Raw genomic sequence first — 24,996 nt, forward strand, 5'->3', positions numbered from 1 at the left:
TCGCGTCCGGCAAATGACATGGGGCTTCCCGCTCGCCATGAAGGGCAAGAGCGGCCAGCCGCTTAAGCCAAAGCCTGTCAACAATGCCCGGACCGGCAAGCTAGACGGCGGGTTTTGGCGACCGAGCTTCCAAGCCCGCCGATGCCTAATCCCGGTGACGGAGTTTGCCAAAGCCGAAGGCGAAAGAGGGGCGATAACGCGGACTTGATTCGCGTTGCCGGACGACGGAGCCCTCGCGGTCGCAGGGATATGGCGGGAAACGGTGGAATGGGGTCCGGCCTATTCCATGGTGATGACCGAGGCTTGCGCCCAAGTCGCCGGAGTCCATGACCGAATGCCTGTTATCCTCCGTCATGAGACTTGGCCGGATTGGCTCGACAGTCCGCCCGATGATGCGCGGCTCCTATGCCAACCGTATCCCGCCGACGTGACCATCCGCCAAACCGCCAACCCGCGGGTTAGGCGTTAATGGCCGCAATGGGTGGAAAGCTGCCGCTGGTAGGCAATGCGATCGATGGTTATGGAACTCGCTACGCAAGTTTAATGTCCGGACGAGGGGTCAACTCTCATCGGCGCCTGTGCATCCCGCTCCAGTGCTGCGTTGAGCTGGTCGGGATCAAACACGAGCATACGCGTCGATCCAAGGCTGTTCACGTAGATATAGGCTGCCGTGCGGCGATAGCCGGTGTGGCTCCCTGCAAGTATCTCGACTTCGTCGATCTCGACGTCGTAGGTGCCAGCAGGCAGTTCGCCGACATCACTGTTCAAGCTGAACGGACTGCGGAAGGTGATCGTCGACTTAGTTGTTCGCATGCGATTGGTGTCCTGCGACAATCGGCATCGAATTCCGACTTCCGACCGGCCCGGTTGATCGCTTCGCGGCAGCAATTGCGTCTTTCAAGTTTGAATAGCGATAACCACCCCAGTCGAATACTGTCAGTTGCACCGGCACGATGCCGTAACGCTGCAACTCGTCCGGCGGAGGCGATGGAAGCGGGGCGATCGGTCCGCCTTCATTTTCCCAAACGTCAACTTCCACGTTCAGAAGCGATAGAGCTGATTTTGCGCTTGTCACTTTATCGGCCTGACGCGACGCCATCTCCTCCTTAGAAGTGAAGAACATGCGAAAGTGGCGCAGCGGGGACATGATTTCCTCAAGCAAAGGCGACAAGCAGACCCGCTGCCACGAACATCATGGTCAGCGTTGCGGGCCACATAATCTGGGCCCAGGTTGCTCGAAAGGTGTGGGGGATCATTCTTAAGATCCTTGATTACGGCGAACGGACGGAGGTTTCCCTCCGCCCGACCCCCCGAGACTAAGCTATCTGAAGCCCAACTGCACAAGCATTGCCATTGGCATCCTTGCCATTTTCATAGCTCAGCCGCTGTTCAACAGCCGGGTCAGTCTTGCTGTCCCATTTCAGAGCGCTGCGATCGAAGCGCAACGGATTTCCACCCTTTTCAGGCTGGATCATGCCAGAGCCCTTGACGGCGTCGAATGTGGTGATCTTGCCATAATTGGCCATGATTAATTCCTTCTGGGTGGAACGTGCCGAAATGGCCGCTCCCAGCTAGGAGACGTCCACGAAGGAGAAAGGGTTGGTAAAGTCCTTGGACCGTCGAAAATCGACTGGTAGCTACTGTTATATTGGTGATGACTTCAGCGATTGTAAGGCCATACAGGAAATAAACCCGAGGTCGATCGCGAATGTCCGCAATGGGTCGAAAGCGGACATTCTCGCCATCCTGAACGAATGACCTTTCTCGGAACCCACAATCCGAGCCACAACCGACCGAGAAGGGCGCAAAGCGGCTATACGGCTAATGACCGCAATGGGTGGAAAGCGGACATTCGATGCAGCGGCAAACCCTGCCGCTTAATCACTTGCCTGCGGGATCGGCGACCGCCTCATTCCCGATAAACCCGAAGTTTTTGAAATCGCCGCGCGCCGTTGCAAACATTATCACAGCGAGCAAGCTGGAGTATCGTTTGTCAAAGTCTCTAACGTTGGTTTGACCTCTCGATGGATCGAAGACGATTGTCTGTCCCGATACTCTAAGGGCTGACCCCGGCGCTAACCCGCTGTGCCGCTCCAATGCCTGAGCGTAGAGTTCTAAGCTGGCGAAGCTATTTCTATCCGGAAAGTTCTTCAGAAGTCCGCGCTTCTTCACCTCCGCTGTCGCACTTTCGAGCATTTGTGGGCGCAATATTTCGCCTTCGTAATCCGAATACGCCTTCTGCATGCTGCCATCGGCAAAGCTCACGATCTCGTGCTCAACCGCTTGGCGAATGCACGGAAAATGCTCCTTCCGCGCGCCAGCAGCGGACGTAATCACAATCTCGATGCTTTGAAGGTAGTCCTCATATTTTACGGTAAAGCCACCTCTGCTTAGTCCGCACTCAACTAGGCGCTGCTCAATCACTTGCTCGTGTGCTGAGGGCGGGGTGGCGGCCATCGTCATGCCAAGCAACCTGCTCTACTACAGCAATGACCGCAATGGGTCGGTTGCCGACTCTAGCTTTGAATATCCGGCCATCGAAGCGGCGCAAAAGTCTTGGTAGATCGATCACTAGCATGGGCCTATCTCACGAACACGAAGTCGGGCTGAACCTGAGGAGCTCCGAATGAAGCAACCTGAAACAGATGAGGTCTTCCGCAGGCGATTTTTTTATGCGTGCAACCTCGCATTTAAAAATATGACCCCCGAGGCGCAGGAGCATGTTCTGAAAACTGCTACTTTGTCCGAATTCCTTCTTGAGCTCGCGCAGTGGATACCGATTGGTACCCAAGAGCCGGACGAAGAACCGGGCAAGCTGACCAAGAGTGATAAGCTCGACTGCTGACACTACCGAACGACCGCAAATGGCCGAGAGCGGACGGTCTGCTTTTCGATAAGCGACGCATATTAGCGGACAACTACGTAGCAAGGCTGTCTGTCGAGTTAGACATATAAGCGAGATTCCAGGCCCACCGCCGCCAAGCGCAACCTGCATAGGCGAGCTTAAATAAAGGGCTTCCACATCACAAACCACGCGCCGGCGCTGCCAACGACAACGATCGTTGCGCTCGTCGCGAGCAGCGCGGTCACTCCGTACCGCGCAACCTTGTTAGGTCGCTCTAGAGCTCGAAGGTAGGCTTCGGCTATGGCCAGCGGTAACAGCGAATTACCGAACGCGATGAAGAAGTCGAAGGGGCCATCCATGGACGGGCCGATGCCCACTCCGCCTGTCGCAATCCCCCAAACCATGTATCCCACTCTCATGAACCACACCGCACTCGCGACCGCAAAGAGCCGCAACGCCCATCGCCTGTGCTGTGCATAGTTTCTGGCCCTAGCCGATCGCCAGGCCAAGCCAGCAAAGGTCAGCATTGCGACAGCGTCTGCTGAAATGCCGACAGCACCAATGGTCGACAGGTAGGTCCCTCGCCCCCATACGAGCCAGAGGCCGCCAACGGCGAGTATCATTGCCGTGACCATGTAGATGCGGCCGATCCAACGATGCACTGACGGTGCTCGAATCCGGATTGCGGGCACGAGTTGTATCACACCTCCCGCGGTGATCACGGCGGCCAAGAGTACATGCATGGCGAAGAACAGGTTCCCAATCGTATCGCCGACCTTGAAACCGTCGATCAAGGGCTTGGCGTTCCAGTGAGCCCACTCGCCGCGAAGGGTCGTTGGATAGTAGAAAGCCAAAATGAAGGTCAGAAAAAGTCCCTGACCCGTAGCGATGGCGGCAAAGCAACCCTGCGCCGCGCGCTTGATCCACCGGAGTGACCTTGCATTTTCATCAGACGGCGATTGGGATGGCATCGAAAGCGAATCTGATGGTTTTTTCACGGGCAGCTCCTTGTGCCTAGCAGAGGCCCCTGTATTATCCGGGTATCACACCGAAGCGATGATCGTGGGAGACATAGGCATGATCGCAGGTTGCATGGTTCCCGAGGAATGGTCGGCGCAGAATGCATCAGAGCGGACCGCCCGCGCGCTGGGAGCGATCGGCTATGTTATTTTCGGGATGGTCGCATCGGCACGGCGCCGACGGGCTAAAAATCCCCGGCCGTCCCTAATTCTGAGGGTTGAACGCGAACTATTGGCATCGCTGTCCATTGGCTCGCCGACAATTGTCGAAGTTGCGTCTGCGATAGGCTGCACACGGCAGACCCTCTATCGGCAGTTGAAAGCGTTGGGCACCAGTTTCGATGAAATCCGCACTGATCTGCTGCGCCGACATGCCCTTAACCTGCTTCAAGTGGAGCGGCTCTCGATTAAAGAAGTGTCGTATCGGCTCGGGTTTTCGGAAGCAGCTGCCTTCTCGCGGGCGTTTAAGCGCTGGACCGGAACATGCCCCACCAAAGCTTCACGCCAGCAGTCTCGCCAACAGTCGTAATGCGAATGCGCTGTTCTTGAATGCGTCGGGAAGTGGCCGATAGCTGACTGTCTGCTTCTGAACTCGAAATTAGGAAAAGCTGCCGTTGTGTAGCCCACCGTCGGACCAATTTCGTTTCCCGCCGAGACGACGCTGGACGCTAGCTGTTTTTGCGTTCGAGGAAACATTTTCACTGGCCGCCCATGGACCTTTGCTTGGGCACAGCGCCAATCCACGTCTTGATCTGTCCGCTCACACGATCGAGTACGATTTTGGTTCGCGAACTTGTCGCCCGAATTGAATGTCTGTAGGAACAAAAAGGGAAAACCGATTCATTTGGAGGAAGCTCCTCGTCATGTTAGCGACTGCGTCTTCTCGCCGTTTTATTGATGCTCTAGTCAATGAGCTCAGTATCAGCGACACACGTTACGAACAGGCCAATGAAAGCTATCAGTCCCTCGGACGCTGGCTGAACCGTCCTGAATCAGCGATCACGCAATTTGCTCCGGCGGTCTACGTTCAGGGCTCGTTCGGCCTCGGCACCGTGATCAAGCCGCTCAACCTCGACGAAGAATATGACATCGACGCGGTCTGCGAGCTCAAGGGTCTTACCAAGGCCGATCTGACCCAAGAACGCCTCAAGATTCTGCTCGGCCGCGAAATCGATGCCTATCGCAGGTCCAAGGGCATGGTGAAGCCGTTGCGCGAAGGGCGCCGCTGCTGGACGCTTAACTATGCCGACGGCGCGCAGTTTCACATGGACATCGTTCCGGCGCTGCCGAACGACCAATACGTCCGCAAGATGCTCGAAGCGCGGAGCTTGGACGCGCAATGGTCCGGCACGGCGATTGCGATCACCGATAACGAGCGTTTGGACTATCAAACCCTGACAGAAGACTGGCCGCGCTCGAACCCGAAAGGCTATCTCGAATGGTTCAAGTCGCGCATGATCGTCATGCTCAACGAACGTAAGAAACGGCTTGCCAAGTCGATCAGCGCAAGCGTTGAGGACATCCCCGACTATCGCGTACAAACGCCGCTCCAGGCGGCGATCATGATCCTGAAACGCCACCGCGACATCATGTTTCAGAAGGACGAGATCAACTGCTCGCCGATCTCCATCATCATCACGACGCTGGCGGCGCACGCCTATGCGGGTGAGGAGGAGATTGCCGACGCGTTGCTCTCGATCCTGTCGGGAATGGATCGCTATATCGATCGCGACCGGGACAACACGGCGATCATCCGAAATCCGAGCGACCCTGTGGAGAACTTCGCCGACAAATGGGCCGAGTTTCCCGAACGCGAGCGCTCCTTCTACCAGTGGCTGCGACAGGCGCGTGACGACTTTGCCAAGGTGGCCGGCATGGACAGCGCGCAGATGATCATGGAAACGCTCTCCCCGCATGTCGGTGTTGAGCTGGCGAAACGAGCCAAGGACCGCTCGTCTGGCGGTCTGAGATCATCGATGCTGCGCGGCGCGGTGGCCGCGTCAGCGGGCGCTGCCGCGCCCTCGTTCGCTGCGACTCCGCGCGTGCCGAGCAAGCCGAAGGGCTTTGCATGATTTGGTGGACTTCGCTGCCTAGCCGGGCGCGAAGCGAACGCCTTGCCATCGCCGAACTCGAGGATCGCTGCGCTTGGTTGGACAAGGTAAGCTGGCGTCTGACCAAGGACCTTACCTTGTGCGCCGATTTCGAAATCGATCGCAACGGTAAGGGCATTCCGCTCACCATCGCCTATCCCAGCTTCTTTCCCGACATGCCGCCGCAGGTTAGGCCGCGGGAGAAAGTGCGGCTTTCGGGGCACCAATATGGCGCGGGCGGCGAACTGTGCCTCGAATACCGACCGGACAACTGGGACCCGTCCTATACCGGTGCCATGATGATCGAAAGCGCCTTTCGCCTGCTTGCAGGAGAGACCGGGCCGCCTGGCGAAGAGGCGGGAGTTCCCGACGCGCACCGCACGACGCTCGGCCAGGACATCCGCAACACGAACCTGCGCTTCGTGCTGCCCGAAGATGCGCGCGGGGCGCTTGCCAAAATCCCTTTGGCCAAAATTGTCGACGCCGAGATCGTCGAGCATTTCGCCGCGGAACGCTGGTTGGCGCATCCGTGGCGCATCGGAAGCGAGGGTGAATACTGGGACGCTGCCGGGCGCATGCCGAAATTCCGGATCCGCAAGGGGGTCTTTGTTCGGCTCGACGCCTCGTTCATCCGCAAGGTGAAAGCCGAGTACGACTTCGTTGATGCGATCATCTCGGTCGCGGGCCGCGCGGACCTGTCCGAGAGGCTCGTGCAATCAGCCGACGAACTTGTCGTGATCGTAGAATGCGACGGCACCGTCAAAATGATGTCGCTCAGCGCGGGAGAGGGCCGAAGGAGCGTCTACGACTATCGGACCGTCTGCGCCCCGAATGCCGCCGACCGGCTGCCGCAGGCCTACAAAAGGCTCGCCCAAGCATCCGTCGCGGTCGTCGGGTGCGGTTCGGCAGGCTCGAAGATCGCAGCGTCGCTTGCACGCGCGGGGGTGGGCAGGTTCGTGCTGGTCGATGGCGATGTCCTCTTTGCCGAAAATCTCGTGCGCAACGACCTCGACTGGACGGCGGTTGGTCTCAATAAGCCCGACGCGGTAAAAGCAAGGATAGTCGAGCTAAATCCGTCCGCCGCGGTTCGCTCGTTCCGCGTCGGGTTGGGGACTCAGGAAAGTTCGACGCAGACCGATGCGGCGCTGGTCGCCATCGGCGGCTGCGATGTCATCATAGACGCTACGGCGGAGCCGCAGGTCTTCAATCTCTGCGCCGCGGCGGCGCGTAACGAGAAGAAGACGCTTGTCTGGGGCGAAGTGTTCGCCGGCGGGATCGGCGGCCTCATCGCTCGGCTTCATCCGAACCGCGATCCGATTCCCCACGCCGCGCGCAGGCAGATCCATCAATGGTGCGACGATCGCGGGGTAGATCCGCCGCCCGGCAGCGCTGTGCAATATCGGCTCGACCTGCCGGATGGGGCACCCCCGGTCATTGCGGACGACGCCGACGTCACCGTCATAGCCAGCCATATGTCGCGCATGGTGCTCGACGCGCTAACCTCTGAGGAAACACACTATCCGCAGTCGGCCTACGCGATCGGCCTAAAGACGGGTTGGATTTTCGAAGCGCCATTCGATACCTGGCCCATCTCGCTGGTACCCGAAGGTGAATGGGGCCCGGAACGGGATGCAAATCTGACTGAGGAGCTTGAGGCCCTTGCGAGCGAGTTGTTTCCCGGGGCCGAAGATGCCGGCAAGAAATCATGAGGGTCGCGTTTCCCAAGCCGCTTCGTAAGCGACTGCGGCGCGAGCTCGCGCGAGCCGGGCGCGTCGAGATCGGCGGCGTTCTCATGGCTGAACAGCTTGCTCCCGGGGAGTTTCGGCTGGTCGATTTCACCGTTGACAGGCAGCAGGGCAGCGCGGCGCATTTCGTGCGCTCGGTCGAGGAACATCAACGCGCGCTTGAGGAGTTCTTCGAGCGAACCGGACACGACTACGCGCGCTTCAACTACATTGGCGAATGGCATTCCCATCCCAATCATTCGCCTGTACCGAGCCGCGAAGATGTGGCCTCAATGGAGAGTCTCGTGCACGGCGAACGCGATATTCCGTTCGCCTTGCTGATGATCTTTCGCACAAGATGGTGCGGTCTCGCGCTGAGCGCGACGCTGTTCGAGCGGACCGGCCCGCCGCGACCGGTATCGGTGAATCCGCGCAAAGGGAGATAAAGAGAAAACCCATGGCGGAGACGGCAAGGAAGGCGAAGAGGACTAGCATCCCTGCAAAGGTGCGATCTGCCCTGTGGGCGCGCGCTGCCGGGCGGTGCGAGTATCGTGGATGCAACGTCGATCTAGTGGGAGATTTGATCGCGGGCAAAGAAGACGGGCTCTATGGCTTCATCGCGCATATCGTCGCCGACGCGCCCGGCGGTCCGCGCGGCGATCCGGTCCGCTCGCCCCTGCTAGCCAAGGAGCTTTCCAATCTGATGCTGATGTGCGCGCGCCATCACAAGCTCATCGACAGTGACGCCGAAACCGAGCATCCCGAAGAACTGCTGGTGGGGATGAAGAAGGCGCATGAGGAGCGCATCGAAACCAATACCGGCATCGACGAAGAGCGCGCCTCACATGTCATTCGCTTCGGCGCGACCATCGCCAGCAGCGAAGCGCTTGTCTCGACACAGGCGATCTTCGCGGCAATGATGCCCGAGCGCCACCCTGCGATGCGCCAGACGATCGACTTGGAGATGCTCAACCAGGCCTATCGCGACAATGAGCCCGAATACTGGACGCTGCAGCGCCGAAATCTCGACCGGCTCTTCGTGGAGAAGGTTGGTGGAAGGATCGAGCGACAAGAAATACGGCATCTGAGCGTCTTCGCGCTGGCTCCGCAACCCTTGCTGATCGAACTTGGCCGACTGCTTTATGACATCGTTCCGACGACCGTCCATCAGTTGCACCGGGAGCCGCCGACTTGGCAATGGCAGCGCGACAAGCCGGTGTTGGAGTTCGTTCGCGGCGAACCGACCGAGGGCGCGGACGGCGAGATCGCCTTGAAGCTCGCGGTGAGCGCGACGGTGACCGACCAGCGAATCTACGACGTCCTGGGTGAGAATGCCGCAATCTGGTCCTTGTCGATCGCTGAGCCGGGCAACGATGTGGTCCGCCAGCCCGAAGATCTTGTCGCGTTCCGCTCAGCCCTGCGCAAACTCTACAATGACATCAAGGCACGGCATGGCGAGGACACGGTGATCAACCTATTTCCAGCACTGCCCGTTTCCTTGGCCGTTGAGACCGGACGCGTCTGGATGCCGAAGGCGGATCTACCGCTACGTATTTACGATCAGACGCGCGGGGCGGGCTTTGTTGAAACGTTCACGGTCGGTGAGACCCATCGCGCAAAGTAGACGGTCGGGATCGTACGACTTGGCAGGCGGTTTGAGGTTGATCGATCCAGCTTTCGGGAATTCGACGAAAGTGATCGAGTGACCAATTTGGGCGCATTTCGGAAATTCGCGATCATCCTGAACGAATGGCCGGTTTCGGGTTGCGCGCGACCGCCCCGCGCCGGCGACCATGGGCGCATTCCAGACGCAACTGCAGCTTTAGTACTCAAATACCAAGACCCGTGGAGTGCACGTTGCTCCAGCCGATAGCCACTGCCTCGAAGAAACTGGTGACGGCTCGTGCGAGTCGGTCAGACCGCTACGCAGCAGGCGCCATCTGAACGACGTAACGGGATATTACCCGATTATTACCGAAGTTTTGATCCTCCGGCACATAAGCCATTGAAAACGCTGGTGACCCCTACGGGACTCGAACCCGTGTTTTCGCCGTGAGAGGGCGACGTCCTGGACCGCTAGACGAAGGGGCCTTGGCGGTGGCGGGCAAGATGGGCTTGCCCGCCCCGACAATCAAGCGACGCCGGCGACCGGCTCGCGGGCGCTATGACGGTCGAGCCAGGCGCGGGTCAGGCCCGCGATGCGCGGGGCCGACCGGCCGTCGCCGAACGGCATCGTCGGCCGCGCCATCGCTTCCAGCTCGCGGTGATCGCGGCGCAGCGCGCGGACCGTCGCGGCAATCGACTTGGGATCGGGTTCCAGCATCCGCGCGTTGCCGCTGGCCAGCGCTTCGGGCCGTTCGGTGCGGCGGCGCAGGACCAGCATCGGCACGCCCAGCGCGGGGGCCTCTTCCTGCATGCCGCCCGAATCGCTGATCAGCAAGTCGGCCCGCCGCATCGCTGTCACCAGCGCGTCGTGCGACAGCGGCGGCAGCACGCGGATCGCCTCCTGGCCGCGGACAAGCTCCGCCATCGCCTGCGCGACCGTCGGGTTGGGATGCAGAACGACGTCGATCGTCACGCCCCGATCGCCGGCGAGGTCGTTCAGCGCATCGGCCAGCCGGGCGAGGCCGTCGCCCCAGTTTTCGCGCCGGTGACAGGTCACCAGCAGCTGGAACTTGCGCTTGGGCAGCAGGCGAAACCGCTTTTTCAGCGGCAAGGGCCCGACCAGCGTTGCCAGCGCGTCGATGCCCGTGTTGCCGGTGACATGGACCTCGCCCGCCACGCCTTCGCGGCGCAAATTGGCGGCATTGCCTGCGGTCGGGGCGAACAGAAGATCGGCCAGCCGGTCGATCTGGACGCGGTTTTCTTCCTCGGGCCAGGGAAAGCGAGGATCATGGCTGCGCAGCCCCGCTTCGACATGGGCCAGGAACAGGCCCTGTTCGCGCGCGGCCAGCGCGCCGCCGAGCGCGCTCGACGTATCGCCCTGCACGATCACCATGTCGATCCCGCGGAGCGCCAGCACCCGCGTCATCGCGCTGCGGACGAGGTCGGCATGGATCGTCGGGTCAGGCAGGCCTTCGCAGCAAAGCGGCACGGAATCGAACCCGTCGAGGTCGTGCCCCGCCAGTTCCAGCCCGGGATGCTGCCCGGTGACGATCAGCAGCGGCTTCAGCCCCTGCGCGGCCAGCGCACGGGCAACCGGACTTAACTTGATGGCTTCGGGACGAGTCCCAATAACAAGCGCAATGGACGCGTGCGCCAAAATCCCCCCTCATTCGGCGGGATCAATTTGCGACAATCCAGTGAAGATTACAAGTCTTGCTGGTTAACGGAAATTATCTGCGTAGGCCTGGATCTTTAGCTTGACTGGTCCGGCGGGCACGATGTGGGTCTCAAGGCCCTTTTTCTCGGCGTAGGCCAGCGCTTCTTCCTTGCTGTCGAAAGAAATACGCAGCTGGGTATTGGTGTCGCCGCTTCCGGCCCAGCCGGTCAGCGGGTCGGGCCGCATCGGCTGCTGCCGTTCAAATTCCAGCGTCCAGCGGCCGGCCTTGGCCTTGCCCGACTGGGTGGTCTTGCGCTGTTCTTCGATGATGCGTGCGGTGGCCATGGGCGAGCGATTGGCGCAACTGGCTCGCAGAATCAAGAGTGGCCGGACGCGCGCTTGGTGCGCAGCGTCGGCGGGGCGGCGGCGGGATCGTCGGGCCAGGGGTGCTTGGGGTATCGGCCGCGCATTTCCTTGGCGACCTCGCGCCAGCTTCCGGCCCAGAAGGCGGGCAGGTCTTTGGTGGTTTGGATCGGGCGATGCGCGGGGCTGGTGATCGCCAGCGTCAGCGGCACGCGGCCCCCGGCGACGGTCGGATGATCCTTAAGGCCATAGAGCGCCTGCGCGCGCACTTCGACGGTCGGGCCACCGGTTGCGGCATAGTCGATCGGGTGCGACGATCCGGCGGGCGAGTGGAAATGGGTCGGGGCGAGTTTGTCGACCGCGCGGCTGCCTTCGTACCCGAGCAGGCCGTCGAGGGCACTCCGCAGCGCGCCGGCGTCGATGGCGTCAAGACGTCGCTTGCCCGCCACCAACGGTGCGAGCCAGTCGTCGAGGCTGGCGATAAGCGCAGTGTCCGAAAGGTCGGCGATGCTGCCGTCATGCTGCGCGGCGAAGGCGGCGCGCTGGAGCAAGGCGTTCGCGCTTTCGCTCCACGGCAGGATCGACAGGCCGTGGCGTCGCACCGCGTCGACGAGGCCGCGCTCAACCGCTGGCTGGTTGGGCCTGGGGTCGGGCGCGCTCGACAGGCGGATGGCCCCGAGGCGCTTGCCCTTGGTCGCGCTGATCGCCGCGGTGGCGGGGTCGAACCGAACGTCGGTGAAAGCCTCGATGCGGTTCCCGTAAAGCGCTTCGATATCGCTCCACGCGATCGGCGCGGCGGACATGATGCGCGCGCCTGAGGCTGCCCCCGCGACCTCGGCGACGGCGAGCCATTCGCTGCTGGCGAGCGGCGAGGCGGGGTCGAGGCGGAAGCCGCGCCCGCCGACCGACTGCCACTGCTCTCCGCTGGCATCGCGACGGCGCGACAGGCGATCGGGGAAGGCGAGGGCGACGGCCTTGGCGAGGTCGTGGGACTGCCCGCTGCTGCCGCCCGCGCGCTTGGTCCAATTGTCGGCCATGCGCCGCGCGGCCGTGGCGCGGGGCGAGCGGTCGCCGCCCCACCGCCGCAGGCGCAGCTCGAGGTCGGCGTCGTTGCCGCCGATGCCGCGTTCGCTGAGCAACGCGGCCGCGTCCGCCGCCGCCTTGGCGAACCCCAGTCGCCCCGCCTCGATCATCATGTGCGCGAGGCGCGGCTCGAGCGGCCAGCCGGCGATGGCGCGGCCATGGTCGGTGAGGCGACCTTGGCAATCGAGCGCCGCCAGCCGCGTCAGCCGCTCGCGCGCCTCGGCCAGCGCGGGCACAGGCGGCGGGTCGAGGAAGGGCAGGCGGGCGGGATCCTGCTCGCCCCACAACAGGCAGGTCAGCAGCAGGCTCGACAGGTCGGCTTCCAAAATCTCGGGCGGGTCGTGGGCGGGCAGGGCGGCGGTCGCGGCCTCTTCCCACAGCCGGATCGCCACGCCCGGTGCCTGCCGCGCGGCGCGGCCCGCGCGCTGGGTGACGGCGGCGCGGCTGGCGCGTTCGGTGACGAGGCGGGTGAGCCCCGCACCGCGGTCGTAGCGCGGGCGTCGCGCAAGCCCGCTGTCGACGACGATGCGGACATGGTCGAGCGTCAGGCTGGTCTCGGCGATCGCGCTCGCCAGCACCAGCTTGCGCGTGCCGGGCGCGGGCGGGGCGAGGGCGGCACGCTGGGCGGCGGGATCGACCTGGCCGTGGAGGCGGTGGAGGACGACGTCGGCGGGAAGGTCGCCTAGCGCGGTCGCGGTGCGCTCGATCTCCGCCACGCCGGGCAGGAAGGCGAGGAGCGAGCCGTCATGCTCGGCCAGCGCCTTCTTGCAGGCCGCCGCCACCTGCGGTTCGATCTTCGCCGTCGCGTCGCGGCCGATGTGGTGGAGAGTGAGCGGGAAGGTCTTGCCCTCGCTTTCGATCCGCGGCGGATCGCCCATCAAACGCGCGAAGCGTTCGCCGTCGAGCGTCGCCGACATGGCGAGGAGCCTGAGGTCGGGCCGCAATCCCTCCGCCGCATCCAGCGTCAGCGCAAGCGCGAGGTCGCTGTCGAGGCTGCGTTCATGCACTTCGTCGAACAGTACCGCACTGACCCCGGCCAGTTCGGGATCGGCCTGCAGGCGCGCCAGGTAGACGCCATGGGTCATGGCGATGAGGCGGGTGGCCTTGCCGACCTTGCTGTCGAGACGCGTGGCATAGCCGACCGTCTCGCCCGCCGCCTCGCCCCGTTCGCGGGCGATATATTCCGCAGCCGACCGCGCGGCGAGCCGGCGCGGCACCAGCAGCAGCACCTGTCCCGCGCACCAAGGTTCGCCCAGCAGCGCGGGCGCGACCCGCGTCGTCTTGCCTGCGCCCGGCGGCGCGATCAGCAGCGCGCGCGGCCCGCCCCGCAGCGCACCGAGCAGGTCGGGCAGCACCTCGTCGATCGGCAGGGCGGGGCGGGAAACCATCGCACCGGCGCATGGCACAGGCGTGCGAATTTGTGCAACTGCGTACATCAGGCCCCTTTGCAGCCGCGCCTCCCTCCGCTAGCGCTTCGCCCATCATGACCGCGCTCGACATCTTCGTGTTGCTGCTACTGGGCGGCGGAGCCCTGGTCGGCTTCGTGCGCGGTTTCACCTATGAAGTGCTGTCGCTGGTCGCCTGGGTGGTCGGCATCGCGGCGCTCAAGCTGTTCCACACCCCGCTCGCCGAACGGCTGGTGGACAGCGTCGGCACCCCTGCGGGGGCGTCGGCGCTGGCCTTTGCGCTGCTGTTCCTGCCCGCCTTCATCGCGACCAAGCTGTTCGCCCGCGCGGTCGGGGGCAGGGCGCGGCGATCGCTCCTCGGCCCGTTCGACCGGCTGCTCGGCGGCGGGTTCGGGATGCTGAAGGGCCTGATCGGCGCGACGCTCTTCTTCCTGCTCGCCAACCTTGCGACCGACATGGTCTATGGCGGCGAGGCCAAGCGGCCCGAATGGATGACCGACAGCCGCACCTTCCCGCTTCTGAACGCCACCGGTCGCGCCATCGTCGACTGGGTCGAAACCCGCCAACATCCCGGAGTGAAATTGTGATCCGCCTGCATGACACCATGGCCCGCGAAAAGCGCGAGTTCGTGCCTGCCGACCCCAAGCGGATCACCCTCTATTGCTGCGGCCCGACCGTCTATGGCCGCGCCCATATCGGCAATGCCCGCCCGGCGGTGATCTTCGACCTGCTGCGCCGGGTGCTGGAACATGCCTATCCGGACGCCGAGGTGATCTACGCCCGCAACGTCACCGACGTCGACGACAAGATCATCGCTGCCGCTGAGGCTGAAGGTGTCGGCTATCGCGTCATCACAGAGCGCTACTACCAACATTATCTCGATGACATGGGTGCGTTAGGGGTCAACCCGCCGACGTTCGCTCCTCGAGCAACTGCGTACATTCCGCGGATGATCGATATGATCCAGCGCCTCATTGATGGCGGATACGCCTACGAGGCGGAGGGTCATGTTCTTTTCTCAGTGCCGAGCGACTCGGAATATGGAGCCTTATCGCGCCGCGACCGCGATGCAATTATCGCCGGTGCACGCGTCGAAGTTGCACCTTACAAACGCGATCCGTCGGACTTCGTACTGTGGAAGCCAGCTGGTGATTCCGCAGAGCAAGTCGCGCTCAGCTTTGAATCGCCATGGGGTCGTGGACGTCCCGGCTGGCACATCGAGTGCTCGGCAATGATCGAGGGTTTCGGTGATCGCCAAGATGCAGGACATGTTGAGACGATCGACATTCATGGCGGCGGGCTCGACCTCATCTTCCCGCACCACGAGAATGAGATCGCGCAGAGCCGCTGCGCGCATGGCGGCAAGCCGCTTGCCCGTTACTGGGTGCACAACGGCTTCGTCGACATGGGCGCGGAGAAAATGTCCAAGTCGCTCGGCAATGTCGTGACGCCCGAGGCGCTGCTGAAAGAGCATAAGGGCGAAGTGCTGCGCATGGCGCTGCTGTCGGCGCATTACCGCCAGCCGCTGCCGTGGACCGAAGTCGGCATCGCGCAGGCCAAGGCCACGCTCGACGGGCTCTACCGCAAGGCGGGCGATGCCGCGCCGGGCAAAGTCGATGCGGGGGTCGTCGAAGCCCTCTACGACGACCTCAACACGCCGCTGGCGCTGTCCCGGCTCGGCCAGATCGCCGAACCGGCGGTGCTCAAGGCCAGCGCCAACCTGCTCGGATTGCTCACCGAGAGCGAAGACGGCTGGTTCCGCGGCGACGGCGATGCCCGCATCGACGGGCTCGTCGATCAGCGCAACGCGGCCAAGAAGGCGCGCGATTTCGCCACCGCCGACCGCATCCGCGACGAGCTGAAGGCGGAAGGCATTTTGCTCGAAGACGGGCCGCAGGGCACGACTTGGCGCCGCGCATGATGCCTGCGTCATGCGCCCCATCACCGATCGTGCCGTGAGCGAGCCGCTCTACACGCGCGACATCCTCCGCCTTGCGGCGTCGATCCCCGGCATCGTGCCCTTCGCCGAGCTTCCAAACGCCGTCGACGTGCGCTCGCCGACCTGCGGCAGCCGGGTCGCGATGGTGGTCGAGACCGATGCCGACGGCCGCGTCACTGCGCTGAGGCAGGCGGTCGAGGCGTGCGCCTTCGGGCAGGCCGCCGCCGCGCTGGTCGGGCAATATGCAGAGGGGAACTCGCTCGCCGAAGCCCGATCCGCCGTCGACGCGGTCAGGGCCTGGCTCGGCGGAGCGGACGGCGAACCCTGGCCCGGCATGGCCGTGCTGGACCCTGCACGCAGCCGCAGCGGCCGCCACGGTGCAATCCTGCTTCCCTTCCGGGCCCTTGTCGCGGCATTAGAGGCGCAATGACCGCGCTCCTCCTCGCCGCCGCGACCGCCGCCGAAACCGCCAAGCAGACCGGCTTCATGCTCGAAGCCGGGGCCATCATGCTCGGCACCGCACTGGTGTTCGTCATGCTGTTCCGCAAGCTCGGGCTGGGCGCGACGCTGGGCTATATCGTCGGCGGGGCGCTGATTGGGCCGCAGCTGCTGGGGCTGGTCCGCGACCCGGAAGAAATGGCGGCGGTCAGCGAAATCGGCATCGCGCTGCTGCTGTTCATCGTCGGCCTTGAACTCCACCCCAGCCGCCTGTGGCGCTTGCGGCGCGACATCTTCGGGCTTGGCCTGGCGCAGGTCGTGCTGTCGGGCTTGGCGCTGAGCCTGTTCATCCACCTCGTGCTGCAGGTGACGCCCGAGGCCGCGCTGGCGATCGGCCTGCCGCTGGCGCTGTCGTCGACCGCGCAGGTACTGCCGATGCTCCGGTCGGAGGGGGCGCAGAACACGCCGCGCGGCGAGCGCATCTTCTCGGTCCTGCTGTTCCAGGACCTCAGCATCGTGCCGATGATCACCATCATCGCGGCGATGAGTCGGGTGCCGCCCGACCCGAGCCAGCCGACCGGCCTGACGCTGGCCGCCTACACCGTCGGCGCGATCGTCGGGCTGGTGCTGGTGGGGCGGTTCATCCTCAACCCGATGTTCCGGCTGATCGGCCGGCTCGGCGAGCGCGAGCTGTTCGTCGTCGCGGGCCTGTTCACGGTCATCGCGTCGGCGGCGCTGATGCATTTCCTCGGCCTGTCGGTCGCGCTGGGTGCGTTCGTCGCCGGCGTGGTGCTGGCCGAAAGCCCGTATCGCCACGAACTGGAAAGCGACGTCGAGCCGTTTCGCTCGATCCTGCTCGGCCTGTTCTTCCTGTCGGTGGGCATGCTGCTCGACCTCAAGGTGATTGCCGAGCGGCCGCTGTTCGTGGTCGGCATCGCGGCCGCCGTGATCGTGATCAAGGTGGCGATCATCGCGCTGATCGGACGGGTCGTGCGCCTTCCGTGGCGGCGCGGGGTGAGGGTCGGGCTGCTGCTCAGCCAGGCGGGCGAATTCGGCTTCGTCCTGTTTCCGCAGGCGGCGACGGCTGGCCTGATCCTGCCCGAAGCGGCATCGCTGTTCGGCGCGGTCGTCACCCTGTCGATGATGACCACGCCGTTCCTCATGCGCCTGACTGACCGGCTCGATCGCCGCAGCAGCGACGACGACACCCGCGAAGGACCGGAAGAAAGCCCGGACACGCCGGTCATCGTCGTCGGCTATGGCCGCTTCGGCCAGACGGTCGCGCAGATGCTGATGGCCAAGCGGATCAGCGTTACCATCGTCGATACCGATGCCGAGATGATCGACGTCGCCGGCAGCTTCGGCCAGAAGGTCTATTTCGGCGACGGCACCCGGCTCGACCTGCTGCGCCTTGCTGGCGCGGAAACGGCGCGGGCGATCCTGTTCTGCAACGACAATGGCGAAAAGGCGCTGAGCAAGGAGGCGCTGGAACGGGTGCTCGAAGCCTTCCCGCAGGCGCGGGTGATGGTGCGAACCTACGACCGGGTGCACATGATCGAACTCGACAGCCTCGACCTTGCCTATACCCAGCGCGAACTGTTCGAGAGCGCGGTCAAGTTCGGGCGGGCGGCGCTCAAGGACGCCGGGATTGCGGGCGACGAGATCGACCGGGTCGAGCGCGAATATCGGCTGCGCGATTGCGAACGGCTGGAACGGCAGGCCTCGACTGGCAATTTGCGGGCTGGCCTGGAACGCAGCTTCGGGCCCGACCGGGCGCTGGACGATGCGCCGTCAGGCGGCGTCGGCGAGGAAGGCGCCCAGGGCGCCTGAATCGACCGCCGGGTCGACGAACGCCCGGCCGATCCCGCGCGTCAAAACCAGCGACAGCTTGCCGCCGAGGTTCTTTTTGTCGCGCGCCATCCAGTCGAGCAGCGAAGGTCCCCTGACGCCGACCGCGGCCAGCGTGACCGGCAGCCCGCAGGCGGCCAGGTGCGCGGCGACCCGCTCCGCATCCGCTGCCGCGCACAGGCCGAGCCGGGCCGAGAAGCGATGCGCCAGCGCCATGCCCAGCGCGACCGCTTCGCCATGCAGCACCTTGCCGAGGCCCGCTTCACTTTCGATCGCATGGCCAAAGCTGTGGCCGAGGTTGAGCAATGCGCGCTGGCCCTTCATGTCGCGGACGTCGCCTTCGACGATGCGGGCCTTGGCGCGCAGGGCGGTTTCGATCGCGTGCAGGCGCAAATCGCGGTGGCCGGCGATGACGCCGCGGCCATTGGCTTCGCACCAGGCGAAAAAGGCAGGGTCGTCGATCAGGCCATATTTGACGATCTCGGCATAGCCCGCGCGAAGCTGCCGCTGGTCGAGCGTGTCGGTGAGGTCGGGGTCGACCACCACCAGCGACGGGACGTGGAAGGTCCCGATGAGGTTCTTCTCGCCGAAGGCGTCGATCGCGGTCTTGCCGCCCACCGCGCTGTCGGCCTGCGACAGCAGGGTGGTCGGGATATGCACGATCGGGCAGCCGCGTTTGAACAGGGCGGCGGCAAGACCGGCGAGATCGCCGACCGACCCGCCGCCCAAGGCGACGACAGGGGTCGTGCGGCTGGCGTTATGCGCCGACAATCGTTCGAGCAGGCGGTGGAGCACCGGCCAGTCCTTGGCCTCCTCGCCGTCGGGCACCAGCGCCACGTCGGCGCCAAGCGCTTCGGCAATGCGCGACCCGTGCAGCGCGAACACCCGCTTGTCGGTCACCAGCAGCGGCGTTTCGCCGCGGGCGAGGTCGCGTATGCGCTCCAGCCCGGCCTCGATCGGGCCGATCAATATGTCGTAACCCCCGGCCGCGATGACGGTCATTTGGCGAGGCGTTCCTGCAGGGCGTCGATGATCGCCTCGACCACTTCGCCATGGGCGCCGGTGCCGCTGCGGATATGGAGATGCGCCTCGCTGTAATAAGCGTGGCGTTCGTCCATCAGCTTGGTCAGCTTTTCCTCGCGGTTGCCGCCCTGCAGCAACGGGCGGTTGTCCTTGCGGCCGGTGCGTTCGGCCAGCACGTCGATCGGCGCGTCGAGCCAGATGGTGATCGCGCGCTGGTTGAGCAGTTCGCGGGTGCGCGGGTCGTTGAACGCCCCGCCGCCGGTGGCGATGACGCGGACCGTCCCGTCGATCAGCCGCGCGACCAGCCGCCGCTCGCCGTCGCGAAAATCGGCCTCGCCATAGCGTTCGAAGATTTCCGCGGTAGTGGCGCCGGCCGCATCCTCGATCGCTACGTCGCTGTCGACGAAATCGAGGCTCAGCCGCTTGGCCAGGCGCCGACCGATTGTCGACTTTCCTGCGCCCATCAACCCCACCAACACGATGGGACGGTCAAGAAGGCGGATCAGCTTTTCCACTTTTGCGCGCTATATGTTCCGGCGGGGCTATACATCGGGGACCTAGGTCGGGCAAAAGCATGCCCGAACCGTGCCGACAAGCGGAGAAATCATGCCTCGCGGAATTATTGTCCTTATCGTCCTTCTCCTGCTGCTGGTCGGCGGGACCTATTTCCTGTCGACCAGCGTCCATGAACAGCCGACCCAGACGATCGAGGCCGATGTCACGACCGATGCCGCGCCGAAAAGCTAAAATCCTTCTGGCGGCGGGTGCCGGCGTAGCGCTGGCGCTGACCATCCCGGCGATCGCGCAGGACAAGCCCGAATCGATCCTGCCGCCGGGCTTCGGCGATCCGGCCACGCCGCCGCCGCCGCCGGTCAACGCGCCGACCTTGCCGCAGCCGACGCGCCCCGCGCCGGCGCCATCGGGCGCAGCCGAAGGCGGGGCGGTGCAGGAAAGCAGCACGCTCGCTCCCGGCGACGAGCCGGTCGAGATGGAACAGCCCAAGCAGGTCGAACTGCCCGCCGCCGCCCGGCACGACCCGCGCACCGCGGGCGTTTTGTCGCCGGTTGCGCTGGGACTGGGCGCCCAGCCGTTCGGCGCTGCGCATGGCAAGGCGCTGCAGACCCTGCTGCGCCGCAACCAGGCACCGCTGGCGTCGCGCTGGGTGCATATCGGCGTACGCAACGCCCTGATCGCCGCCGCCCCCGCGCCTGGCGGCATCAATCCCTACGACTGGGGTGCCGAGCGGGTGTGGATGCTGCTGCGCATGGGCGAGGCCGATGCCGCGCGGCTGCTGCTGTCGCAGCTCGACAATGACGAAGCGACGCCGAAGCTGAAGCAGATGGCGATCCAGACCGCGCTGGCGACCGGCGACCCGTCGGCGATGTGCCCGTATCGCGACGGCGTCGAAAAGGTCGAACCCAATGTCGCGTCGCTGATCCAGGCGATGTGCGCGTCGCTCTATGGCGAGCCCGAACGCGCCGCCGCCGACATCCAGAACGCGCGCCGCCGCGGCAAGCTGAGCGGGATCGACATCGCGCTGGCCGACAAGGTGGTCGGGGCGGGTGCGGAAACCGCCCGCGCCGTCACGATCGAATGGGAACCGGTCCAGCAATTGAACAGCTGGCGCTTCGGCCTTGCCACCGCCACCGGCCTGCTGCCGCCCGAACGGCTGATCAACGATGCGTCGCCGACGATGCGCAGCTGGCTGGCGCGATCGCCGATCTTTTCCGCTGAACAGCGGATCGCGTCGGCGCGGATCGCCGCGGCGCTCGGCGTCTTTTCCAGCGAGGCGCTGGTCGACCTTTATTCGGCCGCCTACGACGCGACCGATCCCGACACGCTGGGGTCGACCGATTACTGGCAGCTGCGGCTGGCCTATGTCGGCGAGGACCAGGATGCGCGGATGGACGCGATGCGCCAGCTGTGGGGCAAGGGCGAAGGCCTGACCGACCGTTGGGCGAACCGCGTGCTGCTGTCGCGCGCGGCGCGGCGGCTGACGCCCAGTTCGGACCTTGGCCCCGACGCCGACCGGATCCTCGAATCGCTGTTCGCCGGCGGCTTCGACCGCGAAGCGGCGCGCTGGATCCCCGCGCTGGAAGACATGGACGACAAGGACCGGATGCAGGCCTGGGGCCTGCTCGCGGTCGGCGCGCCCGACCCCCGAGCGCTCGGCATCACCGAAGGCAAGGTCGGCGATTTCGAGGATGAGGACGGCAGCGAGCAGCAGCGGGCGACCGCGGTGCTGGTCGCCGGCCTCGCCGGCCTCGGCCGGATCGATGCCGAAGCCGCGACGTCGCTCAGCCGTTCCTACAGCCTCGGGCTCGGCAACCAGACCGGCTGGAGCCGCCTGATCGACGACGCCGCCAAGCGCGGCCAGTCGGGAACGGTGTTGCTGTTAGTGGCATCGGCATTCCAAGGCGGCGACCTGGCGGCGGTGAAGCCCTTCTACCTCTACCATTCGGTCAAGGCGCTCAAGGCGACCGGGCAGGACTATCTGGCGCGGATGATCGCGACCGAGGCGGTCGCCCGGGCGTGAACGAGAGCGACCGCGCGCTGGTCGACCGCTTCTGCGACATGATGGCGGCCGAAGTCGGCGCGTCGCGCAACACGCTTCTCGCCTATCGCAGCGATTTCGAAGCCGCCGCTGCGGCGCTGGGATCGATCGAAAAGGCCGGGCCCAAGGAGCTGGAGCGACTGGGCGAGGCCTGGGCCGACCTTGCGCCCTCGACCGTTGCCCGGCGGTCCTCGGCGCTGCGACGATTGTTCGGGTTCCTGATGGACGAAGGCTATCGCCCCGACGACCCGTCGGCGGCGCTGCCCAAGCCCGCGCTTCGCCGCCCGCTGCCCAAGGTGCTCGACACCCACGAGGTCGAGGCGATGTTTGCAGAGGTCGAAGGGCGGGCGCAGAGCGGGCAGCCGATCGCGCTGCGCAACCTCGCCCTCCTCGAACTGCTCTACGGTTCGGGCCTGCGTGCGACCGAACTGGTCAGCCTGCCGCGGCGTGCGGTGCGGCAGGGCCAGCCCTTCCTGATGCTACGCGGCAAGGGAGACAAGGAACGGCTGGTGCCAGTCAGCGAACGGGCGGCGGGCGCGGTCGCCGAATGGCTGAAGCATGTGCCCGTCGACAGCATCTGGCTGTTCCCGTCGGGCAAGAAGCATCTGTCGCGGGTGCGGCTGTTCCAGCTGGTGCGCGACATGGCGGCGCTGGCGGGAATCGCGCCCGACCGGGTCAGCCCGCATGTGCTGCGCCATGCCTTTGCGACCCACCTGCTGGCGGGCGGGGCGGACCTTCGCGTGCTGCAGGCGCTGCTCGGCCATGCCGACATCGCGACGACGCAGATTTACACCCATGTCGACGCCGCGCGACTGGTCGAGTTGGTCAACGCGCGCCATCCGCTGGCTGACCAGCCCCGTTAACCCCTTGGCGTTGACGTAGGGTCAGGACCCGCTTAGGCCCCGCGGCGACATGCTGACCTATCTCGACTTTGAAAAGCCGATCGAAGAGCTGGAAACCCGGATCGAGGATCTGCGCGATACCGCGGCCAATGGCTCGATCGACCTTGAAGGCGACATCGCCAAGCTGGAGGCCAAGGCGTCCAAGCTGCTGCGCGAAACCTATTCGAAGCTGACGCCGTGGCAGAAGACCAAGGTCGCCCGCCATCCGCAGCGTCCGCACTTCAAGGATTATGTCGCGGGGCTGACCGAGGAATTCGTGCCGCTGGCCGGCGACCGCGCCTTTGCCGACGATCCCGCGATCATCGGCGGCCTTGCCAGGATCGACGGGCGCAAGGTCATGCTGATCGGCCATGAAAAGGGCGACGACACCGCCAGCCGCCTGAAGCATAATTTCGGCATGGCCAAGCCCGAAGGCTATCGCAAGGCGATCCGCCTGATGGCGCTGGCCGACAAGTTCGGGCTGCCGGTCGTCAGCCTGGTCGATACCTCGGGCGCCTTCCCGGGCGTGCAGGCCGAAGAGCGGGGGCAGGCCGAAGCCATCGCCCGGTCGACCGAACAGTGCCTGGCGCTGGGCGTTCCGATGGTCGCCGCCGTGGTCGGTGAAGGCGGTTCGGGCGGAGCCATCGCCATCGCCGCCGCCAACCGCGTGCTGATGTACGAACATGCCGTCTATTCGGTCATCTCGCCCGAGGGCTGTGCGTCCATCCTGTGGCGCACCGCCGACAAGGCCGCCGATGCCGCCGAAGCGATGAAGGTGACCGCGGGCGACCTCAAGGCGCTTGGCGTCATCGACCGCATCGTCGAAGAGCCGCTGGGCGGCGCGCACCGCGAACGCGCCGAGGCGATCGCATCGCTCAAGAAGGCGATTTTGGAAGAGCTGGACGGCCTGTCCAAGCTCAATCGCCAGCAGCTGATCGACCAGCGTCGAAAGAAGTTTCTGGCGATCGGATAAATACGGCGGCGGAACCATCGCCCCGCAATTTCCGTTCAGGAACCCGAAATTCGGATTCCCTGATGGAGATTTTGTGATGCGTCGTAAGACCGCCTTGTTGACCGCCGCCGCGCTGGTCGCCGTGCCCGTGATGGCGCAGGCGCCGGCCAATTACCTCAGCCAGCGCGACGTTGCCGAAGCGGCCAAGCAGCACCCGCAGGTCGTGCAGGAATTCGGCGGCGCCGAAACCGGGCCGCGCGCCGCCTATGTGGAAGGCGTCGGCCGCAAGGTCGCGGCCTACAGCGGCACCGCCAACGCCGGGCAGGTCTACCATTTCACCACGCTCAACAGCGCGGTCGAAAACGCCTTCGCGGTCCCCGGCGGTTATGTCTACATCACGCGCCAGCTGATGGGTATCATGAACGACGAAAGCCAACTGGCCTTCGTCCTCGGCCATGAAACCGGCCACGTCGCGGCGCGCCACGCCCAGACCCGCCAGAAGGCGGCGACCAAGAACAGCATCCTCGGCATCCTTGGCGTGCTGGTCGGCGGCGTCGTCGGCAACAACGCGTTCGGCAACCTGATTTCGCAAAGCGCGCAGCAATTTTCCAAGCTCAACACGCTGAAATTCAGCCGCGAGCAGGAATATCAAGCCGACGTGCTGGGCATCCGCTACATGACCGCCGCGGGCTACGACCCGGCGGGCAGCGCGTCGATGCTGTCGCAGCTCAGCCGCAACAGCGCGCTCGAATCGCGCATCCAGGGCGACGCCAACCGATCGACCCCGGAATGGGCGCAAACCCACCCCCTGACCGAAAATCGGGTCACCCAGGCCAGCCAGGTCGCGCGCCAGACCGGCCGCGTCGGCACGGGCCTGCGTAACCGCGACGTCTTCCTCGACCAGCTTGAAGGCGTCTACGTCGATGACGATCCCGCGCAGGGCGTGATCGACGGTCGCAGCTTTACCCACCCCGACCTGAAGATGAGGTTCTACGTGCCGACGGGCTTCCTGATGCAGAACAGCTCCAGCTCGGTGGACATCCAAGGCTCTTCCGGCCAGGCCCAGTTTTCGGGTGGACGCTATGACGGCAATATCCAATCCTACGTCGCGCAGGTTCTGCAGCAGCTGACCGGCGGCAAGCAGCAGGTGCCGATGGGGCCGATCCAGCGGACGGTCATCAACGGCATCCCGGCCTATGTCACGCAAGGCCGCGCCAACACCTCGTCAGGCCAGGTCGACGTTGGCGTCGTTGTCTATGAATGGGATCGCGGCAGCGCCTATCACTTCGTGACGCTGACGCAGGCGGGGCAGGGCCTGAACCCGTTCCGATCGATGATCGAAAGCTTCCGCCGGATCACCGATCAGGAGGCGACGAGCATCCGCCCGCGGATCATCGACGTGGTAACGGTGCAGCGCGGCGACACGCTGCAGAGCCTGTCCTCGCGGATGGCCTATCCGGATTATCGGCTCGATCGCTTCCTGGCCATCAACGGGCTGGCTTCGAACAGCCAGCTGGTGCCCGGCCAGAAGGTCAAGGTCGTGGTGTACGGGACGCGCAGGCGCTAGTC

The 24,996-nt window shown here is 64.7% G+C and carries 26 protein-coding genes and 1 tRNA gene; 16 read left to right on the forward strand and 11 right to left on the reverse strand.

The window, feature by feature from the left end; genetic code table 11:
- Window positions 1-262 precede the first annotated feature (262 nt).
- Entirely contained in the window at window positions 263-469 is a 207-nt protein-coding gene (locus tag G570_RS14100) for an SOS response-associated peptidase family protein (protein WP_342665226.1), read from the forward strand.
- A gap of 71 nt (window positions 470-540) precedes the next feature.
- On the opposite strand, the gene G570_RS06690 is transcribed toward G570_RS14100, so the two are convergent.
- The 4 genes from G570_RS06690 to G570_RS06700 form a co-directional block, all read right to left on the reverse strand.
- On the reverse strand, window positions 541-813 hold the full coding sequence (locus G570_RS06690) for a hypothetical protein (RefSeq protein ID WP_037500426.1): 273 nt from the start codon (window positions 811-813) through the stop codon (window positions 541-543).
- Window positions 800-1,123 carry a hypothetical protein gene (locus G570_RS13635; RefSeq protein ID WP_156930353.1) on the reverse strand — a complete coding sequence of 108 codons (324 nt, stop codon included), beginning with the start codon at window positions 1,121-1,123 and terminating at the stop codon, window positions 800-802. Before G570_RS13635 ends, G570_RS06690 begins: the two co-directional genes overlap by 14 nt.
- Window positions 1,124-1,316: 193 nt before the next feature.
- The gene (locus tag G570_RS06695; RefSeq protein WP_037500428.1) at window positions 1,317-1,526 is read right to left on the reverse strand and encodes a cold-shock protein; all 210 of its coding nucleotides are present in this window, start codon (window positions 1,524-1,526) and stop codon (window positions 1,317-1,319) included.
- A 355-nt stretch (window positions 1,527-1,881) separates the two neighbouring features.
- Window positions 1,882-2,463: a hypothetical protein gene (locus tag G570_RS06700; protein ID WP_156930354.1), complete on the reverse strand. Its 582-nt coding sequence runs from the start codon at window positions 2,461-2,463 to the stop codon at window positions 1,882-1,884.
- A 163-nt stretch (window positions 2,464-2,626) separates the two neighbouring features.
- Here G570_RS06700 and G570_RS13640 point away from each other — a divergent pair, with 163 nt between their 5' ends.
- Window positions 2,627-2,845 (forward strand): hypothetical protein, encoded by a 219-nt coding sequence (locus tag G570_RS13640; protein WP_156930355.1) that lies wholly within the window; start codon window positions 2,627-2,629, stop codon window positions 2,843-2,845.
- A gap of 158 nt (window positions 2,846-3,003) precedes the next feature.
- Here the strand turns inward: G570_RS13640 and G570_RS06705 are convergent, their stop codons facing one another.
- Window positions 3,004-3,843: a DUF2306 domain-containing protein gene (locus G570_RS06705; protein WP_245600267.1), complete on the reverse strand. Its 840-nt coding sequence runs from the start codon at window positions 3,841-3,843 to the stop codon at window positions 3,004-3,006.
- Between the two features lie 79 nt (window positions 3,844-3,922).
- Here G570_RS06705 and G570_RS13395 point away from each other — a divergent pair, with 79 nt between their 5' ends.
- The 5 genes from G570_RS13395 to G570_RS06725 all read left to right on the forward strand — a co-directional run bounded on the left by G570_RS13395 (window position 3,923) and on the right by G570_RS06725 (window position 9,302).
- The gene (locus G570_RS13395; protein WP_169731736.1) at window positions 3,923-4,393 is read left to right on the forward strand and encodes a helix-turn-helix domain-containing protein; all 471 of its coding nucleotides are present in this window, start codon (window positions 3,923-3,925) and stop codon (window positions 4,391-4,393) included.
- A 334-nt stretch (window positions 4,394-4,727) separates the two neighbouring features.
- The gene (locus G570_RS06710) at window positions 4,728-5,936 is read left to right on the forward strand and encodes a nucleotidyltransferase domain-containing protein (protein ID WP_037500433.1); all 1,209 of its coding nucleotides are present in this window, start codon (window positions 4,728-4,730) and stop codon (window positions 5,934-5,936) included.
- Window positions 5,933-7,663 carry a ThiF family adenylyltransferase gene (locus G570_RS06715; RefSeq protein WP_037500436.1) on the forward strand — a complete coding sequence of 577 codons (1,731 nt, stop codon included), beginning with the start codon at window positions 5,933-5,935 and terminating at the stop codon, window positions 7,661-7,663. Before G570_RS06710 ends, G570_RS06715 begins: the two co-directional genes overlap by 4 nt.
- Window positions 7,660-8,124: a M67 family metallopeptidase gene (locus G570_RS06720; protein ID WP_037500439.1), complete on the forward strand. Its 465-nt coding sequence runs from the start codon at window positions 7,660-7,662 to the stop codon at window positions 8,122-8,124. The genes G570_RS06715 and G570_RS06720 overlap by 4 nt, the downstream gene beginning before the upstream one ends.
- 11 nt (window positions 8,125-8,135) lie before the next feature.
- Window positions 8,136-9,302: an SAVED domain-containing protein gene (locus tag G570_RS06725; protein ID WP_037500442.1), complete on the forward strand. Its 1,167-nt coding sequence runs from the start codon at window positions 8,136-8,138 to the stop codon at window positions 9,300-9,302.
- 391 nt (window positions 9,303-9,693) lie between these two features.
- On the opposite strand, the gene G570_RS06730 is transcribed toward G570_RS06725, so the two are convergent.
- The 4 genes from G570_RS06730 to hrpB all read right to left on the reverse strand — a co-directional run bounded on the left by G570_RS06730 (window position 9,694) and on the right by hrpB (window position 13,774).
- Window positions 9,694-9,769, reverse strand: a tRNA-Glu gene (locus tag G570_RS06730).
- 40 nt (window positions 9,770-9,809) lie between these two features.
- On the reverse strand, window positions 9,810-10,940 hold the full coding sequence (gene wecB / locus G570_RS06735) for a non-hydrolyzing UDP-N-acetylglucosamine 2-epimerase (RefSeq protein WP_051504118.1): 1,131 nt from the start codon (window positions 10,938-10,940) through the stop codon (window positions 9,810-9,812).
- A 63-nt stretch (window positions 10,941-11,003) separates the two neighbouring features.
- Window positions 11,004-11,285, reverse strand: a complete 282-nt coding sequence (locus G570_RS06740) for an NADH dehydrogenase ubiquinone Fe-S protein 4 (RefSeq protein ID WP_037500447.1) — start codon at window positions 11,283-11,285, stop codon at window positions 11,004-11,006.
- Between the two features lie 32 nt (window positions 11,286-11,317).
- Window positions 11,318-13,774, reverse strand: coding sequence for an ATP-dependent helicase HrpB (hrpB, locus tag G570_RS06745; RefSeq protein WP_037500450.1), 2,457 nt, complete (start codon window positions 13,772-13,774; stop codon window positions 11,318-11,320).
- A gap of 95 nt (window positions 13,775-13,869) precedes the next feature.
- Between hrpB and G570_RS06750 the strand changes: the two genes are divergently transcribed.
- Genes G570_RS06750 through G570_RS06765 form a run of 4 tightly spaced genes read left to right on the forward strand, consistent with a single transcriptional unit; the run spans window position 13,870 to window position 17,999 of the window.
- Entirely contained in the window at window positions 13,870-14,379 is a 510-nt protein-coding gene (locus G570_RS06750) for a CvpA family protein (protein WP_037500452.1), read from the forward strand.
- Window positions 14,376-15,713, forward strand: coding sequence for a cysteine--tRNA ligase (cysS, locus tag G570_RS06755; RefSeq protein ID WP_218915877.1), 1,338 nt, complete (start codon window positions 14,376-14,378; stop codon window positions 15,711-15,713). Before G570_RS06750 ends, cysS begins: the two co-directional genes overlap by 4 nt.
- 10 nt (window positions 15,714-15,723) lie before the next feature.
- Entirely contained in the window at window positions 15,724-16,161 is a 438-nt protein-coding gene (locus tag G570_RS06760; RefSeq protein WP_051504120.1) for a hypothetical protein, read from the forward strand.
- Window positions 16,158-17,999, forward strand: coding sequence for a monovalent cation:proton antiporter-2 (CPA2) family protein (locus G570_RS06765; RefSeq protein WP_051504122.1), 1,842 nt, complete (start codon window positions 16,158-16,160; stop codon window positions 17,997-17,999). The genes G570_RS06760 and G570_RS06765 overlap by 4 nt, the downstream gene beginning before the upstream one ends.
- On the opposite strand, the gene G570_RS06770 is transcribed toward G570_RS06765, so the two are convergent.
- A complete protein-coding gene (locus G570_RS06770) occupies window positions 17,961-19,019 on the reverse strand; it encodes a 3-dehydroquinate synthase family protein (protein ID WP_037500455.1) in 1,059 nt (352 codons plus the stop codon). The genes G570_RS06765 and G570_RS06770 overlap by 39 nt on opposite strands.
- Window positions 19,016-19,555 carry a shikimate kinase gene (locus tag G570_RS06775; protein WP_037500458.1) on the reverse strand — a complete coding sequence of 180 codons (540 nt, stop codon included), beginning with the start codon at window positions 19,553-19,555 and terminating at the stop codon, window positions 19,016-19,018. Before G570_RS06775 ends, G570_RS06770 begins: the two co-directional genes overlap by 4 nt.
- Window positions 19,556-19,646: 91 nt before the next feature.
- Here G570_RS06775 and G570_RS13645 point away from each other — a divergent pair, with 91 nt between their 5' ends.
- The 5 genes from G570_RS13645 (at window position 19,647) to G570_RS06795 (ending at window position 24,994) form a co-directional block, all read left to right on the forward strand.
- Window positions 19,647-19,787, forward strand: a complete 141-nt coding sequence (locus tag G570_RS13645) for a hypothetical protein (RefSeq protein WP_156930356.1) — start codon at window positions 19,647-19,649, stop codon at window positions 19,785-19,787.
- Window positions 19,768-21,576 carry a hypothetical protein gene (locus G570_RS06780; protein ID WP_037500463.1) on the forward strand — a complete coding sequence of 603 codons (1,809 nt, stop codon included), beginning with the start codon at window positions 19,768-19,770 and terminating at the stop codon, window positions 21,574-21,576. Before G570_RS13645 ends, G570_RS06780 begins: the two co-directional genes overlap by 20 nt.
- Window positions 21,573-22,457: a tyrosine recombinase gene (locus G570_RS06785; protein ID WP_037500465.1), complete on the forward strand. Its 885-nt coding sequence runs from the start codon at window positions 21,573-21,575 to the stop codon at window positions 22,455-22,457. The genes G570_RS06780 and G570_RS06785 overlap by 4 nt, the downstream gene beginning before the upstream one ends.
- A 49-nt stretch (window positions 22,458-22,506) precedes the next feature.
- Window positions 22,507-23,448 (forward strand): acetyl-CoA carboxylase carboxyltransferase subunit alpha, encoded by a 942-nt coding sequence (locus G570_RS06790; protein ID WP_037500467.1) that lies wholly within the window; start codon window positions 22,507-22,509, stop codon window positions 23,446-23,448.
- 76 nt (window positions 23,449-23,524) lie between these two features.
- Window positions 23,525-24,994 carry a M48 family metalloprotease gene (locus G570_RS06795; protein WP_037500471.1) on the forward strand — a complete coding sequence of 490 codons (1,470 nt, stop codon included), beginning with the start codon at window positions 23,525-23,527 and terminating at the stop codon, window positions 24,992-24,994.
- Window positions 24,995-24,996 lie beyond the last annotated feature (2 nt).

The sequence above is a fragment of the Sphingomonas jaspsi DSM 18422 genome (assembly GCF_000585415.1).
GTDB lineage: Bacteria > Pseudomonadota > Alphaproteobacteria > Sphingomonadales > Sphingomonadaceae > Sphingomicrobium > Sphingomicrobium jaspsi.